Below are 16573 nucleotides of genomic sequence, written 5' to 3'. Positions count from 1 at the left end.
AGCTTCGGACACGGGGGCTTTCGCATATCCCACAGAATGCGAAGGCTGAGAGGAAGCACTGCTTCGACCGTATGAACGTATACCGGGTAATGCCGGCGCACGGATGTCTCTCGTTTTCCCGTGCCTTGTGGCGGAACGCAACCGGCGTTCCCCATGGAGAGGAAAGGCACAACTCACATGTCTGAAACCATCGCCAAGACGAATCTGCGCTGGCGCGTAGTCGATATAGTCGTCGCATCCATCATCGCGGTCGCATCCGGTGTGATCTTCGCCGGCTGGGATCTGATCTACAAGATCCCGACCACCGCCCTTGACGCCGTGCTCCCTGGCTTCAACGGTCTGGTCTGCGCCTTCTGGCTGTTCGCCGGTCCGCTGGCCGCCATCATCGTGCGCAAGCCCGGCGCGGCCATCTACGCCGAACTGATCGCGGCCTGCATCGAATACATCATCGGCGCCGGCGGCGTATTCGGCATCAGCGGCTCGATCATCATCGGTCTGGTCCAAGGCGTGTTCGCCGAGATCATCTTCATCGTGGTGCGCTACCGCGTGTGGAACCCGCTGACCGCCACCCTTTCCGGTCTGCTGTCCGGTTTCGGCAACTACCTGTTCGAGTTCTCCCCGTTCGGCAGCCGCGTGGGCATCGGCTTCTTTAGCACCTACGGTCTGTCCTATCTGGTGACCACGCTGATCTCCGGTGCCGTGATCGCCGGCCTGCTCATGTGGTTCGTGCAGCGTGCCATCGCCGCCACCGGCGTGCTCGACCGTTTCGAGTCCGGCAGGGCCAAGGCGCTGGTCTGATCGGTGAACGATTCCGTATTCCAGAAGGCGGCCCCGGTCGGCGTTGAGGCGCGCGACTGGGGCTGGCGTCATTCCACCCGCAAGGACTTCGCGCTGCGTCATGTGAATCTGACGATCCGTCCCGGCGAGCGCGTGCTGCTGCTGGGCGCGTCGGGTGCCGGCAAGAGCACGTTCATGGCCGCCATGGCCGGCGTGCTGGGCAGTGACGACGAGGGTGTGCGCGAGGGTACGCTCAGCGTCGGGGGAGTGGACGCCAACGACGCGCGCGGTATGGCCGGATTGGTGTTGCAGGATCCGGATGCGCAGATCATCCTTGAACGTGCGGGCGACGATGTGGCCTTCGCCTGTGAGAATCTTGGCGTCCCCAAGGACGAGACGTGGAAGCGGGTCCGGGCGTCGCTCGACATCGTGGGACTTGAATCGCTTGAGCTCACGCATTCCACGCGGCACCTGTCCGGTGGTCAGCGTCAGCGTCTGGCATTGGCCGGCGTACTGGCCATGCGTCCCGGTTTGCTGTTGCTCGATGAGCCCACCGCGAATCTCGATCCACCGGGCGTGCGTGAGGTTCATGATGCGGTGAGGCATGTCGTGGAGTCCACTGGTCAGACCATGGTCGTGGTCGAACATCATATCGACGTCTGGCTTGATCTGGTCGACCGCGTGATCGTGCTCGGTGCCGCGGGCGACAGCCATGAAGGCGGTGTGCTGGCCGACGGTACGCCCGATGAGGTGTTCTCCACCATGGGTGATGTTCTCGCCGATGGCGGCTCATGGGTGCCGGGGCGTGCGATTCCGAGTTTCCCGCCCACGGATGACGATGATGACACCGCCGACACCGCCACCACTGACGATGTTGAGAACGAGCGCATCGTGCTGTCCACCCGGGATCTGTCGTTCGGACGTAACGGCGTGCCGCTGGGCGAACATGTGAATCTTGACTTTGAACGCGGTCGCATCTACGCGCTGATGGGCCCCAACGGCGCCGGCAAGTCCACGCTCGCACTCACGCTGGCGGGACTGCTCGAACCTGTGGCCGGTCAGGTGCTTATCGCATCCGATCTGGCTCCTAAACCGAACTCGCGCGAACCATTCCATTGGAAGAGCCGTGAATTGCTCGGCCGCATCGGCATGGTGTTCCAGGAGCCGGAGCATCAGTTCGCCGCCAACACCGTGCGCGACGAGGTGGCGATCGGTCCGAAATCCATGGGCAAAAGCGACGAGGCGTATGCGATCGCCGATGAGCTTTTGGAGCGTCTGCGGTTGTCGCGTTTCGCTGCAGGCAACCCGTACACGCTGTCCGGAGGGGAGAAGCGCCGACTGTCCGTCGCATCCATGCTTGCCGCGGCACCGCGCGTGCTCGTCATGGACGAACCCACCTTCGGCCAGGATTTTCGTACATGGAGCCAGATGGTGGAACTGATCGCCGGAATCCGCGATCAGGGTTGCACGGTGATCATGGTGACCCACGACGAGCCATTGGTACGATCGTTGGATGCCATTCCCATACACTTCGGCGTGTCGTCAACGGCCGCAAACGAGGGGAGTGCACGATGAGTGAATCACAAGCCGCCGGCATGACCGTCACCGTCACGCCACCGGAACAGCGGCACGAGCGTGTCAAACCGGCCTCGCAGTCATGGTTCATCGCACGACTCAACCCGGTCAGCCGATTCATCTGCCCGCTCATCATGAGTCTGCCGTTGTTCACCACACTCGACGTGGTATCCGCTTCCATCCAGCTTGCCCTGTCCGTGGTCCTGCTGTGGATCGGCGGTATCAACCCGTTCGTCGTCCTGCGCCGCACCTGGCCGGTGTGGATCGCCGCGGTCGGCAGTTTCGTCACCATCGCCCTGTACGGACGGACGAGCGGAACCGTGCACTTCGCATGGGCGGCCATCGTGATCAGTGATGGATCGCTGTATCTGGCAGTGGCAACCTTCCTGCGTGTGGCGGCGATCGCCGTGCCGAGTGTGATCTTCGTGCTCGGACTCGACCCCACCGATCTGGCCGACGGACTCGTGCAGATCCTGCACCTGCCGTCGCGGTTCGTCTACGGCGCGCTCGCCGGCATCCGCATGTTCACGCTGCTGCAGGAGGATTGGCGGGCCCTTGGCCTGTCTCGTCGTTCGCGCGGTCTTGGCGACGGCAATCCGATCCGTCGTGTCTGTTCGCAGGCGTTCGCGCTGCTGGTGCTGTCGATCCGTCGCGCCACCAAGCTCGCCACCGCCATGGAGGCCAGAGGATTCGGCGCGTCGGATACACGGACCATGGCCCGCGTATCGCAGTTGCACGCCATCGATTGGGTCTCCTATGCGATCGCGCTGATCGTCCCCGCCATCGCCGTGGGCACCGCCATCGCCACCGGCTACTGGAACCTGCCCCTTACCTCCAACTGATCCGAATCCGAAAGGAGCTCATCATGAGCGAAACCACCAAGCATGTGCCCGAAGCGGCCGCATCCGTCAGCGGCGAATGGGCGTTCCTCGGCGCCGAGGCCGGAAGCGTGGCCGACCAGCTGTACATGTCGGCTGCTGAGGACTGGAACAAGGCGATCAACTCCCGATTCGTCAACGAACTGCTCGACGACACGCTTCCCGATCACGTGCTCGTGTCCTACCTCATCCAGGACTTCAAGTTTTTCAACCAGGGCATCATGGACCATGCCATCGCATTGGCCCCGCGCGAGGAGACCAAGGAGATGCTGCGCAAGCAGTCGCAGTTCTTCGCCGACGAGGAGGCCCCCTACTTCACCAACTTCCTCAAGGTGTACCACGTGACCGACGAGCAGTACGAGAACGCGCCGCAGACCCCCGCCAACCGCGAATACTGCGACTACCTGTCCGAGATCGTGAACGGCACATGGGAGGAACTCATCACCGCGCTGTGCTGCATGGAATGGCTGTATCTGGCCTGGGCCAAGCGCACGGTCGACGCCGGCGTGATCCAGCAGGTGCCTGCGCACAAGGGCTGGGTCGACCTGCACGAGGGCGAGCTGTTCCGTGCCTGGACCGGACGCCTGATCGCGCTCGTCAACGAGTACGCGCATGTGGACGGTCCCGAGGCCGACGTGTTCCGCAGGATCGTGCATCTGGAGAGGCGTTTCTTCGAGGACGCCTACGATCTGGCCTGATCCGATCCCGTTCCGAACCGCGAAGGCATAACCGGCAGCTCGTCCGACGTCATTTCTACATACTGGAACAACGTCGGATGGGCTGCCGTTTTGCATTCTCAGGCCTTGTGGGAGTTGGGTTGTGATGTTGATGTTCAGTCCGAAGATACGCGTATCCGCATACGGTTGTGCAAAAAACTACGTAAAACGCATGTAAGTTTGATTGTTGTTCACCGTTCTTTCTATGAACCTTCAGCGCTGTAACCCCATCGTCGCCGACGCCGATGGAAGAATCATAACTGTGATCGGTTCAGACCGGTCCACTCAAGAGAAGAACAAGCAGTAGCAGTAAAGACATAGAACACACAACGGTGCGTCGGCCGCCAATCCGACGCGAAAGGCGACAACATCATGTTGGAACTGAAAGACATCACCAAGTCCTTCGGGGACACCCACGTCCTCAACGGCATCTCCCTGACCATCGGAGACGGCCAGATCATGTCTATTCTCGGTCCTTCTGGCGGTGGTAAGACCACGCTGCTCAACATCATCCTCGGCATCAGCCAGCCCACCAGCGGCCAGATCCTCTACAACGGCGAGGACCTGACGAACGTGCCGATGGAGAAGCGCGGTTTCAACATCGTGTTCCAGGACTACGCACTCTTCCCGAACCTCAACGCCTACGAAAACATCACCTACGGTCTGAAGAACAACCCCGGCATCTCCACCGAAAAGGAGATCAAGGAGATGATCAGCCTGCTCGGTCTCGAGGAGCACCTCAACAAGAAGATCGACGAGCTCTCCGGTGGCCAGAAGCAGCGTGTGGCGCTCGCCCGCACCCTGGTGATGAAGCCGAAGCTGCTGCTGCTCGACGAGCCGCTGTCCGCACTGGACGGCGTGATCAAGGAATCGATCAAGCAGAAGATCAAGCAGATCGTGGAACAGTACAACCTCACCACCATCATGGTGACCCACGATCCCGAAGAGGCCTGCACGATGAGCGACAAGGTGCTGATCCTCAACCAGGGCAAGATCGCCCAGTACGCATCCCCCGACGACATCATCCACCACCCCGCCAGCGAGTTCGTGCGCAAGTTCATCCTCCACCAGCTGGAAGTCAAGCGCAACAACATCTACTCCCTGTTCGAGGACGACGCCGACGGCGCGAACGCCAAGCAGCCCGTGCTGGCCGGCGCCGGTCAGGAGGCCTGAGTCATGTCGGTCGAATCCGTTCAGGCGGGCGCGCAGAAAAAGACCATCACGCCCGAACCGCTGCCCTATCACGAGCAACTGGCCCGACGCAACCGTCAGCCGGAGCTCACCGCACTGCTCGTCGTGGTGACGGTGGCCTTCATCGGCTTCCTCATCATCCCCATGGTCCTCGTGATCATGAAGTCCTTCCAGACCGGAAGCGGCGCGGCCACCATGGCCAACTACTCCGCCATTCTGGCCCGGCCCGAATTCCTCACCTCCGTGTTCAATAGCCTCAAGGTGGCGTCCGCGTCCGCGCTCGTGGCCGTGCTGCTCGCCTTCCTGCTGGCCTACACGGTGAACTGCACCAACCTGCCGCCGAAGTTCAAGAAGGCGCTCGCCCTGCTCACCCAGGTGCCGATGCTGCTGCCGACCATCACCTACGGCTTCGCGATCATCTACTCCTTCGGTAAGGAAGGTCTGATCACCAAGCTGTTCGGCCACCAGCTGTTCGACATCTACGGCTTCAACGGCCTGCTCATCGGCTACGTGATCTACACCATGCCCACCTGCTTCCTGCTGATCAACAATAGCTTCCAGTTCGTGGACAAGAAGTTCATCATCGTTTCGCACATCATGGGCGACAAGCCGATCAAGACCTTCTTCATGACCGTGGTACGACCACTGATCGGCACCATGTGCGTGGCGTTCATCCAGAGCTTCTTCCTGAGCTTCACCGATTACGGTATTCCGACCTCCGTCGGCGGCACCTACGATGTGCTCGCCATGACGCTGTTCAACCAGATGCTCGGCAGCATCCCGAACTTCAACCGTGGTGCCGTGATCGCCGTGTTCATGCTCATCCCGTCGATCATCTCCATCATCCTGATGGCCGTGCTCGAGCGCTTCTCGATCCGCTACTCCAAGGTCTCGCAGATCGACCTGCCCGAGGGCAAGAAGCGTGATGCGTTCTGCGGCATCGCCTCGGTGATCGCCCTGGTGTGCGTGCTGTCCGTGTTCGCCGTGATCCTGCTCATCCCGTTCGTCGAGATGTGGCCGTTCAAGCTCAACTTCACGATGTCGCACATCGCAGCGCTGTTCACCACCAGCGAGCTCATGCAGGTGTTCACCAATTCGGTGTACGTGGCCGTGATGACGGCCATCATCGGCTGCCTGTTCGCCTACGCCGCCGGTCTGATCACCTCCCGCAGCAAGCTGCCCGCCGCGGCCAAGCGCTTCGTGGACTCGATCAGCTCGATCATCAACACCGTGCCTGGCATGGTGCTTGGTATCGCGTTCCTGTTCGCCTTCTCCGGCACGCCCATGCAGAACACGTTCTGGATTCTGATCGTGGCCAACGTGGTGCACTACTTCGCTACCCCGTACCAGATGATGAAGGACTCGCTGTCGAAGATGAACGCCTCGTGGGAGACCACGGCCAAGCTCATGGGTGACAGCTGGTTCAAGACCATCGTCCGCGTGGTCACGCCGAACGCGCTGCCCACCGTGCTGCAGGTGTTCGGATACTACTTCGTCAACGCGATGGTCACCATTTCCGCCGTGGTGTTCCTCACCGGCGCCAAGACCCAGGTGATCACCACCAAGATCTCCGCGCTGCAGCACCTCGCCAAGTTCGACGACATCTTCGCGCTGTCGCTGCTCATCCTGGTGACCAACCTCGTGGTCAAGGGCCTCATCGCCTTGGCCACCCGCAAGAGGCCTGCCAAGGTCAAGGTCGCCGAAGCCGCCTCCGCCGCCGTGCGTCAGGGCGTCAAGGCCACCGCCGAGCAGGCCGCCAGCTTCCAGCTGCCGCCCATCAACAACCCGCGTGCCCGCAGCCGTAACGTGGTCAAGGGCGTCGCCTCCGGTGTGGCCGCCGCCATCCTCGTGGCCTTCGGATTCGGTGCCTTCTCCGGCACCGCCGCAGCCAGCCAGCAGGTCGTGATCTACACGAACGCCGATGACGAGGCCGTGGCCGCCTTCGAGCACGCGCTCGACGCCAACGGATTCAAGGACAAGTACATCATGCAGAGCTTCGGCACCTCCGAACTCGGCGGCAAGATGCTCGCCGAGGGCAAGAGCCTCGAGGCCGACATGATCACCATGAGCTCCTACTACGTGGACTCCGCGCAGGAACGCAACCAGATGTTCCAGCCGCTCACCGACGTCAAGTCGAAGCTGCTCGGCGACTCGGAGAACACCAAGGCCCCCGACTACCGCAGCCCCACCACCGCCCAGGAAGGTGCGATCTTCTACAACACCGAGGCGATCAAGGAGGCCGGCGTGCCGGTTCCCCAGAGCTTCAAGGATCTCGCCGATCCGAAGTACGCCGGTCTGATCTCCGTACCGGACATGGAGGGATCCTCCACGGGCTGGCTGATGGTGCAGGCCGTCGTGGGTGCCTACGGCACCGGTGACGAGGGCAGGCAGATCCTCACCGACATCTACAAGAACGCCGGCCCGCACCTCGAACAGTCCGGTTCCGGTCCGCTCAAGTCCGTCCGTTCGGGCGAGGTGGCCGTGGGCTTTGGTCTGCGTCATCAGGCCGCCGCGGACAAGGCCAAGGGCCTGCCGATCGACTACGTGGACCCGGAGGAGGGCAACTACTCCCTCACCGAGTCGGTGGCCGTGATCGACAAGGGGGACAAGACGAACCCCATGGCCCAGCAGATGGCCGGTGTGATCATCGACAAGGGCCGTGCCGAGCTGCTCAAGACCTACCCGACGCCGCTCTATCAGGGCGAGAAGGCTCCGGCCAACGGATCCAAGTATCCGAAGACCTTCGACAAGCCGCTGACGGTGGATCTGCTGCAGGAGCATCAGGACTTCTCCGAAGCCTGCAAGCGCGCTGCAAAGTAAGACCCTGAACCAAACCCAACCCATCCACACAACACGCTGAATCCGTGACGTGACATTCACGCTCACCGTCAGCTGAGCGACGAGCCGATGCATGACAGTGCGTCAGGCACCATGCATCGGCTCGTCGTATGCAATCCAACTGTCAACAACAATCCACCAATCCAAGAGAAGGACGACACATCATGAACGATTACAAGCTGCTTACCCCCGGACCGCTGACCACGACCCGTTCCGTCAAGGAGGAGATGCTGGTCGATCACTGCACGTGGGATGAGGACTATCAGCAGATCACGCAGAAGATCCGCCGTCAGCTGCTGACGCTTGCCCACTGCGATCCGGAAGAGTACACGGCGGTGCTCATGCAGGGTTCCGGCACGTTCGGTGTGGAAAGCGTGCTCACCTCGGTGATCGGCAAGGATGAGAAGGTCCTGCTGTGCACCAACGGTGCGTACGGCGATCGTCAGGTGAAGATCTGCGAGCACGCCGGCATCGCGTACACCCAGTACGCCGAGCCCTACGATCGCATCCCGGACGCCGCCAAGGTGGCCGAGTACCTCGATGCCGATCCCGCGATCACGCATGTGTCGATGATCCACTCCGAGACCACGTCCGGTCTGCTCAACGACATCCAGGCCGTGGCCAAGGTGGCCAAGGAGCATGGCAAGACGTTCATGGTGGACGCGATGAGCTCCTTCGGCGGCGTGGACGTTCCGGTGGCCGAGTGGGGCATTGACTTCCTGGTCTCCTCGGCGAACAAGTGCATCCAGGGCGTGCCCGGATTCAGCTTCATCATCTGCAACAAGGCCAAGCTGGAAGCCTCCAAGGGCAAGGCCCGCAGCCTGTCCCTGGACCTGTGGGACCAGTGGAACACGCTGGAGAAGGCGAACGGCAAGTGGCGCTACACCTCGCCGACCCACGTGGTGCTGGCCTTCTCCAAGGCGCTTGACGAGATGTTCGAGGAGGGCGGCATCCCCGTGCGCTCCGCCCGCTACCAGCTGAACAACGATCTGCTGATCGCCCGCATGAAGGCGCTGGGCTTCTCCACGTTCCTCACCGACCATCAGGGCCCGATCATCACCACGTTCCTCTACCCGAAGGGCACGAGCTTCGACTTCCACGACATGTACGAGTTCATCAAGGAGCGCGGCTACGCGATCTACCCGGGCAAGCTGACCGATGAGGAGACGTTCCGTCTGGGCAACATCGGCGAGATCTACGCCGACGACATCGAAAAGGTGACCGAGCTGCTCGCCCTGTACATGGGGGAGCGCGGTCTGCTCGAGGCCGCCACCGGCTCCGATTCCGTCCCCGCCGCGATCGCCGCGATGGACAAGGCCGGCGAGCCGATCAAGGCCGCCGCCCCCATGGGCGTCAAGCTCGCCGCCTGATCCCCATCCCTCCCACGGCGCTTCTCACAACGCGCTGACAGGTGTCATGGGTGTTCAGGGCCTTCTCTTGAAGCCGAGAGCTCCGATACCACCGGGGTAACGGCATAAAGGTCAACCGTGGTGGTGGGCGACATGTGGTGCTTGATCGTAATCAGCGAAGGGATTTGCTACGCTCTGCGAGCAAATCCCGGAGCGAGGCCGAGCGGCCCTGAGTGTATCAAGCACCACATGTCGCCCACCACCCCCACCGCGCAGCGTCACTTTCACCGTCCGAATCCCGCCCGATATCAACCCCCACGGAATCCAAACACCCCACCGGTACCCGAACCGCACCCGGATACCCTCCAACAGATCTCCCCAAACCTCTTCCCTGATTTTCCCAACAAGTTCTTCCCAATATCAACCCAACAAACCAAAGGAACCATCATGACCAAGCGTTTTGAGGCCGTCATCTTCGATTGGGCCGGCACCACCGTCGACTACGGTTGCTTCGCCCCCGTCCGCGCCTTCCAGGAGGCATTCCGCGAGTTCGGCATCGATCCGACGATGGACGAGACCCGCAAGCCGATGGGCATGCTCAAGCACGATCACATCAACACGATGCTGCACATGGAGCGCATCGCCCGCGCCTGGGAGGAGGAGCACGGCGCCGCCCCGACCGACAAGGACGTGGACGACGTGTACGCGCACTTCGAGCCGAAGCTGCTGTCGATTCTGGACAACTACGCCGATCCCAAGCCGGGTGTGCTTGACGCCGTGGCCGCGCTGCGCGACCGTGGCCTGAAGATCGGTTCGACCACCGGCTACACCGACAAGATGATGGAGATCGTGGTGCCGAAGGCCAAGGAGAACGGCTACGATCCCGACTTCTGGATCAGCCCCGACGGTACGAACGGCTTCGGTCGTCCCTATCCGTACATGATCTTCCGCAACCTGGAGAAGCTGGGCGTCTCGTCCGTGCACGCCGCCGTGAAGGTGGGCGACACCCTGTCCGACATTCGCGAAGGCAAGAACGCCGGCGTGTTCACGATCGGTGTGATCGAGGGCAGCTCGCAGCTGGCGATGAGCCAGACCGAGTTCGAGGCGCTGTCCGACGCCGATAAGGACGCCGCCCGCACCAAGGCCCGTGAGGCGTTCGTCGCCGCCGGTGCCGACGCGGTGATCTCCACGATGTCCGAACTGCCGACGCTGCTGGATCAGATCGCCTGATTCCTGATAGTGATCGCGTCCGTCTGTCGGTCATGTGCCGATGGCGTACTGGAGTCCAAACGAAACCACGTTTCAACGTGAGGTTTCGCGTGGACTCCAGTTTTGGCGTTTGCTTCGCTGATATTCTCAGGCGGCTCTTACTGCTCTCGTGCTCTCGCCGATCCGTCGCCTGTGGGACTCTCTCGCGGACTTACCCGTGGAAGACCTTGTCCCTGATGTAGCGTCCGGAATCGTCCAACGCCGCGGAGTAGTGGGTGTAGTCGCTGAGGATCACACCCATGTAGAGCATGTCTACGATCGCGATATGGGAGATGCGCGAGAAGATGGCGTTGCCGTAGATGGTGCGCTCGCCGTGTCCGGCGTGCAGGCACACGTCGGCCCAGTTGACGATCGGCGTGCCTGTGGAGTTCGTGATGGCGACCGTTCCGGCACCCTGATTGCGGGCCAGACGCAGCGCCTTGACCGTGTCCTCGGAACTGCCGGAGTAGGAGAACGCCACGGCCACGTCGGCGTCGGTGAGGTGACCGGCTGAGATCTGCTGCAGATAGACGTCGGTGTGCATGCGGCACTGCAGACCGAGATACGTGAGTTTGGTGAGCAGATCCTCGGCCGGGGTGACGGAGTCCTCCACGCTGTAGATGTCCACGATGCGTGCGCGAGCGATCATGGATACGGCCTTGTGAAACTCCTTGACGGACAGCGACTGCATCATCTCGTCCAGCATCGCCTTCGCTCCCGTCACGGCCTTGGCGGGAACGTCGTCGATGCCGTCCCACGGATGCAGGTCGTATCCTTCCAGCGGCTCGAACGCCTGCGGGTCCTCCATGGGGTGGTTGAGCACGTATCGCATTTCGCGGTAGCCGTTGAACCCGAGTTTGCGGGCGAACCGGATCACGGTGGGTTGGCTCACTTCGGCGGCTTCGGCCAGTTGCGCCACCGTCAGGTTGCCTATATCGTCGTAATGTTCGTGAATGAATGATGCCACGGACTTCTCCGCTGGTCGCAACGTGGTGTAGATATTGCTGATCCGTTGTTTCACGTCCATCAAAGCGCCCACTTCCGCTCCCTTGTCAACCCTGTCGTCGCTTGTTTCCTACTGCTGTTTCCTACTTCCATCACTGCGTCTGCGGAAAGCATAGCCGGATAATCTATCGGAGCGACTCAGACAATCTGGACGTTGGGTGAACTGTTCATGAACGTGCTTGGCCCCGCGACCGAATAGTGGTCGCGGGGCCAAGACGGTGGGGTTCGGTGACGTCACCGCTGTCGGCGCAGTGCGGCGAGCTGGAACACCTCATCCGACTGGCTTGCCACATCGGGGCTGTGCGTCACGATGATCACGCATTTGCCCTCCGTGTGGGCCAGCTCCCGGAAGATGGCCATGATGTCGTCCTGCGTTCCCAGATCGAGGTTGCCGGTGGGTTCGTCGGCGATGATCACGTCGGGGTCGTAGCTCAGCGCACTGGCGATGGCCACTCGCTGCTGTTCTCCGCCGGACAGATGCAGGATGCGTTCCTTTGCATACTCTTCGGCCAGTCGCACCTTGGCGAGCAGCCCGATCGCGATGTCGTGCTTGGGCTGGGTGAACTGCTTGCCGCTGGCGTCCATGGACAGGATGATGTTCTCCTCCACACTGAGCGACGGCAGCAGGTTGAAGCTCTGGAAGATCACGCCGATGTCATGGCTGCGATAGTGGTATCGGTCGGCCTTCGCCAGATCCTTGCCGCGGTACAGAATGCGTCCCTCGGTGGGGGAGGTGAGTCCGGACAGCAGTGAGAGCACGGTGGTCTTGCCGGCTCCGGACGGTCCGGTGATCGCAATCACCTTGCCCGCTTCGAACGATCGGCTCAGGTTGCGAATGACCTTCTTGCCGCCTTTGGTGTAGGAGTAGGACACGTTGTCGAGCATGAGGACGGGGGAGTCGCTGCGATCCGTTGTGTGATCGGTTGTACGATCCGTCACGGTCATGTCCTGTTCCGTCTGTTCCACAGTGGCCGTTGCCTCGGTGATTGCAGGTTCCGTCATGATGATTCCTTTGTTCGTGTTCATATTCATGGCTTCATGAATGATTGTGGTTGTGCGATGCCGTCAGGATCGATCGGCGAGGATCTGCAGTGGCTCGTACCGGATCACGGAGATGATGCCGACCAGAGCGGAGAACAGTGTGAGCGCCAGTCCGATGAGGATCATCTGCGCCACCACCGCGAAGTTCACCGTGGCGTTCACTGTGGTGATGTAGTTCGTGGCGCGCGTCAGGCCACCGGGGCGTCCGGGCGCGTTGGCGGCGGTTCCGTTGGCGGAGTCATTGTCTGACGAATCGGTGCCGGATGCGCCGGAATCATTCGATCCGGCGGACTGTCCTCCCGGTCCTCCCATGTCGGCGTTGCGGCCGAACTGCTCCTGCTGGCTCTGCGCTTCGGACTGCTGCGAGGACACCTGCTGGGCAAGCAGCTCGTTCGACACGGGCACCGATGCCGCGGCTCCGCCGGCCACACCCAGTGCGATGCCGATCATGGTGACGATGAGCAGCTCGATCGCGAACTGTGCCGCCACCTTGGCTTTCTTCACGCCGATGGCGGTGAGCACGCCCACCTCGTACTTGCGCTCGCGGATGTTGAACAGGTTGATCACGATGAGCACCACCGCGCCCACAACGAGCACGATGACGAGCAGTGTGAGCGCGAACTTCGCGAGGTTGTCCAGCGGAACGAGGCTGGACTCGTACTGTTCCACGTCCGCGGAGGAGACGGTGTACGTGTCGTCGAGGCCGGCGTTCTTCACGTCGTTGCTGAAGGTTTCGTAATCGTCCTTGCTGCCGAGCACGTAGGTGAAATTGAGCTGGGTGGCGTTGGATGAGTCGGACGAGGACGTGGTGTCGGAGTCAAGTCCGAGCGACTTGAGCGTGGAGACGGAGGTGTAGATGGCGTTGGCCGCGTCCTGGCTGGTGCCGCCCATCGGCCCGGCGGCCGTGGTGTTCTCGCTTGACGAGTTCTTGTAGATGCCCACGATGGTCAGCGTGTACGTCTTCGACGAGTCCGACGGATCGGCCACGGTGATGGTATCGCCCACGTTCAGATTATTGAATTCCGCAAGGGACTGGGAGATGATTGCCTGACCGTCGCTGGAGGAGTCGTATCCGAACACCTTGCCGTCCACCATGGTGAACGAGCCGTTGCGGGCGTTGGCGATGGCCTTGTCTGACGAGAATCCGGTGAGGGTGAAATCGCCCTGCGTCATGGAACCGCCCGGTCCGCCCTGCTGTCCGTCGGGTCCTCCGGGCTGGTTGCCATCGGTGTTCGTTGAGGTATCGGACGACGTGCCGGATGACGAATTCGAGGCGTTCGAGGATGTGGACGTCTCCACCGGCTGGAAGTCGTCGGTGGCGCTTACACCGGTCTCCTCCGAATAGTAGGTGGTGACGTTCACGCTGGACGCCTTGGCGTACTTCTGATAGTCGGCGAGGGTGAGCGAGCTCTGGTCGAGCGCCGAACGCATGGCGTCGAAGTCCGGTTGCCCGCCGCTGGAATCAGACGAATCGTCGGAGTCTGATGAGGCGTTCTGTCGTGCCTCGCTGATGAGCTTGTCACGGTCGAGGCTGATCGTGGCCGTCACCTCGGTGTTCGCAAGTCCCTCGTCACGTGCGGTCTGGGCCGCGTCGCGGATGGACAGGCCGATCGTCGCGGCGGCCGCGATGATCGCCACGATTGCCACGATAAGGATGTTGCGCCCTTTGTTGCGCACTACTGATCGCCAGGCGTTCTTGACAATGAACATATCGATTTTCCTCGGGTCATGGATAGGGTCGCGGAAACCGTTCGTCCGCGATTACGGTTCCTAGCGTGCCTGCGCAGTCGGAATGGGCACTGGCGGATGCCTCGAAGCGATCCGGCAATGTCAGTCGTGTTCACCGGGAGAAAACTGAATATCCGCTGAATGGTCGGGGGTATGGATGGGCTACAGTGAGGGCTATGCCATTGACCAAGGGAATTCTGGATAATCCAAACGCCGAACGTATTCGACGCGTGGCCGATCTTGCCAAAACCAAGGCGCGGCGCAAGTCCGGCCGCTTTCTGATCGAAGCGCCTCAGGCCGTGCGGGAGGCCGTCGAACTGCGTCCGGAGATCGTGCAGGACCTCTATATCGAAATCGACGAGGACGGCAACACCGCCAGCGCGCGCGCCGCGGAGATCGCCTCGACCGTGTTCTCCGACAAATCCGGCGATCGCAGTCGCATCTATGTGCACTATGTGACCGAACGCGTGATGGCCGCGATCAGCGGCGACGCACAGGGCATTGCCGCCGTGGCGTCATCCGAGGGCATGATCGGCCGACTGGTTGACATGGATCCCGGCAGATTGCAGCATGACGCGGACGCGCCGCTGACCATCGCGGCCTTCTGGCAGGTGCGCGACCCCGGCAACGCCGGAACGGTGATCCGCACCGCCGACGCCGCCGGCGCATCGGCCGTGGTGTTCGTCGACGACTGCGTGGACCCGTTGAGTCCCAAGGTGATCCGTTCCACCGCAGGGTCGTTGTTCCATATCCCCGTGCTTCGTGCCTCGGTCGCGGACCTGCTGACGTGGAACCGGAAGCATGATGGCGAAGTGCTGGCCGCTGATGTACGTGGCACCGAATCGCTGACCCCCGTGCCGTTGCCGCGGCTGTTGGCAAAGGGCCAGACGGAATCGCACAGTGTACGTTCGATTTTGTTCGGAAACGAAGCGCGAGGACTCGACGAGGCCATCCTCGAGGACTGCGACGGCATCGTCTCCATCCCTATATATGGCAAGGCGGAATCATTGAATCTGGCGACCAGCGCCGCGGTGCTGCTGTACTCGCTGGCTATGTCTAGTCATATGAGAACAATGTGAATTTGGCGTCCCATGCGGGCAAAATCGTATGGGACAGTTGTTGTGTAAGCGTAATTTTGCCAACGGAAAGGTGTCCCTGTGGCAGATGTTGCAACCTTTGATGCCCAAGCGGTGACGGAAGCCGTCGCCGAAGGCATCGAGAAGATCAAGAACGCCTCCACCCTGGAGGAACTCAAGGCGATCAAGACCCAGTACGCCGGAGCCGATTCGGCGATGACCAAGGCCAGCAAGGCAATCGGAGCCCTGCCGAAGGACCAGAAGAAGGACGCAGGCAAGCTGATGGGCAAGCTGCGCGCCGACTTCGGTCGTGCCTTCGGAACCAAGGAGCAGGAGGTCAAGGCCGCCGAGGAGAAGGCCAAGCTCGCCGCCGAATCCGTGGACATGACCCAGCCTGTGCGCCGTCATCCGCTCGGCGCGCGTCACCCGCTGCCCAAGCTCATGGAGGACGTGCAGGACTTCTTCATCTCCATGGGATGGCAGGTCGCCGACGGTCCCGAGGTGGAGACCGAATGGTACGACTTCGACGCTCTGAACTTCGGTCCCGACCACCCTGCCCGTCAGATGCAGGACACCTTCTACATCAAGGGCAACCAGGCCAAGGACGCCGCCGGATTCGTGGGCTCCAACATGGTGATGCGCACGCAGACATCCTCCGATCAGGTCCGTGCCCTCATCACTCGCGGTGTGCCGCTGTACATCGCCTGCACCGGTCGTGTGTTCCGCACCGACGAGCTGGATGCCACCCACACCCCGGTCTTCCACCAGTGCGAGGCGCTCGCCGTGGACAAGCACCTGACCATGGCGGATCTCAAGGGCGTGCTCGACAAGCTGGCCGTGGCCATGTTCGGCCCGGAGGCCAAGAGCCGCCTGCGCCCGAGCTACTTCCCGTTCACCGAGCCGAGTGCCGAGCTGGATCTGTGGTTCCCCGACAAGAAGGGCGGCCCCGGCTGGATCGAATGGGGTGGCTGCGGCATGGTGAACCCGAACGTGCTCAAGTCCGCCGGTCTTGACCCGACCGTGTACTCGGGCTTCGCGTTCGGCGTGGGCATCGAGCGCACGCTGCTGCTGCGTCATGACATCAACGATATGCACGACCTCGTGGAAGGCGACGTGCGTTTCTCCGAACAGTTCGCGATGGGGGAGTGATT

Annotated in this window: 13 protein-coding genes and 1 riboswitch; of the genes, 10 read left to right on the top strand and 3 right to left on the bottom strand. The window is 61.8% G+C overall.

The window, feature by feature from the left end; genetic code table 11:
* Positions 1-122, top strand: a riboswitch (TPP riboswitch).
* Between the two features lie 55 nt (positions 123-177).
* From EP30_RS08750 to phnX, 8 genes are all read left to right on the top strand, one after another.
* Positions 178-798, top strand: a complete 621-nt coding sequence (locus tag EP30_RS08750) for an ECF transporter S component (protein WP_140557919.1) — start codon at positions 178-180, stop codon at positions 796-798.
* A gap of 3 nt (positions 799-801) precedes the next feature.
* A complete protein-coding gene (locus EP30_RS08745; protein ID WP_258185442.1) occupies positions 802-2352 on the top strand; it encodes an ABC transporter ATP-binding protein in 1551 nt (516 codons plus the stop codon).
* Positions 2349-3194, top strand: coding sequence for an energy-coupling factor transporter transmembrane protein EcfT (locus EP30_RS08740; RefSeq protein ID WP_258185441.1), 846 nt, complete (start codon positions 2349-2351; stop codon positions 3192-3194). Before EP30_RS08745 ends, EP30_RS08740 begins: the two co-directional genes overlap by 4 nt.
* 23 nt (positions 3195-3217) lie before the next feature.
* Positions 3218-3928, top strand: a complete 711-nt coding sequence (locus EP30_RS08735; RefSeq protein WP_094662621.1) for a TenA family protein — start codon at positions 3218-3220, stop codon at positions 3926-3928.
* Between the two features lie 390 nt (positions 3929-4318).
* Positions 4319-5119 carry an ABC transporter ATP-binding protein gene (locus EP30_RS08730; protein ID WP_140557917.1) on the top strand — a complete coding sequence of 267 codons (801 nt, stop codon included), beginning with the start codon at positions 4319-4321 and terminating at the stop codon, positions 5117-5119.
* A gap of 3 nt (positions 5120-5122) precedes the next feature.
* The gene (locus EP30_RS08725; RefSeq protein WP_181160852.1) at positions 5123-7957 is read left to right on the top strand and encodes an extracellular solute-binding protein; all 2835 of its coding nucleotides are present in this window, start codon (positions 5123-5125) and stop codon (positions 7955-7957) included.
* A gap of 182 nt (positions 7958-8139) precedes the next feature.
* Positions 8140-9345 carry a 2-aminoethylphosphonate--pyruvate transaminase gene (locus EP30_RS08720; RefSeq protein WP_140557914.1) on the top strand — a complete coding sequence of 402 codons (1206 nt, stop codon included), beginning with the start codon at positions 8140-8142 and terminating at the stop codon, positions 9343-9345.
* Between the two features lie 426 nt (positions 9346-9771).
* Positions 9772-10554 carry a phosphonoacetaldehyde hydrolase gene (phnX, locus tag EP30_RS08715; RefSeq protein WP_094662615.1) on the top strand — a complete coding sequence of 261 codons (783 nt, stop codon included), beginning with the start codon at positions 9772-9774 and terminating at the stop codon, positions 10552-10554.
* A 190-nt stretch (positions 10555-10744) separates the two neighbouring features.
* Here the strand turns inward: phnX and EP30_RS08710 are convergent, their stop codons facing one another.
* The 3 genes from EP30_RS08710 to EP30_RS08700 form a co-directional block, all read right to left on the bottom strand.
* Positions 10745-11611 (bottom strand): MurR/RpiR family transcriptional regulator, encoded by an 867-nt coding sequence (locus EP30_RS08710; RefSeq protein ID WP_140557911.1) that lies wholly within the window; start codon positions 11609-11611, stop codon positions 10745-10747.
* A gap of 200 nt (positions 11612-11811) precedes the next feature.
* Complete coding sequence (locus EP30_RS08705; RefSeq protein ID WP_140557940.1) at positions 11812-12522, bottom strand: ABC transporter ATP-binding protein; 711 nt, start codon at positions 12520-12522, stop codon at positions 11812-11814.
* A 120-nt stretch (positions 12523-12642) separates the two neighbouring features.
* Positions 12643-14328, bottom strand: coding sequence for an FtsX-like permease family protein (locus EP30_RS08700; protein ID WP_140557909.1), 1686 nt, complete (start codon positions 14326-14328; stop codon positions 12643-12645).
* 194 nt (positions 14329-14522) lie between these two features.
* Here EP30_RS08700 and EP30_RS08695 point away from each other — a divergent pair, with 194 nt between their 5' ends.
* Together EP30_RS08695 and pheS are read left to right on the top strand one after the other, a co-directional pair.
* A complete protein-coding gene (locus EP30_RS08695; RefSeq protein ID WP_140557907.1) occupies positions 14523-15425 on the top strand; it encodes an RNA methyltransferase in 903 nt (300 codons plus the stop codon).
* Positions 15426-15503: 78 nt separating this feature from the next.
* Complete coding sequence (gene pheS / locus EP30_RS08690; protein WP_094662605.1) at positions 15504-16571, top strand: phenylalanine--tRNA ligase subunit alpha; 1068 nt, start codon at positions 15504-15506, stop codon at positions 16569-16571.
* The last annotated feature ends 2 nt before the right edge of the window (positions 16572-16573 follow it).

This window comes from Bifidobacterium sp. UTCIF-39 (assembly GCF_006408715.1).
GTDB lineage: Bacteria > Actinomycetota > Actinomycetes > Actinomycetales > Bifidobacteriaceae > Galliscardovia > Galliscardovia tissieri.
The sequence above is the reverse complement of the archived record's forward strand: the minus strand, read 5'-3'. Positions and strand labels throughout refer to the sequence as shown.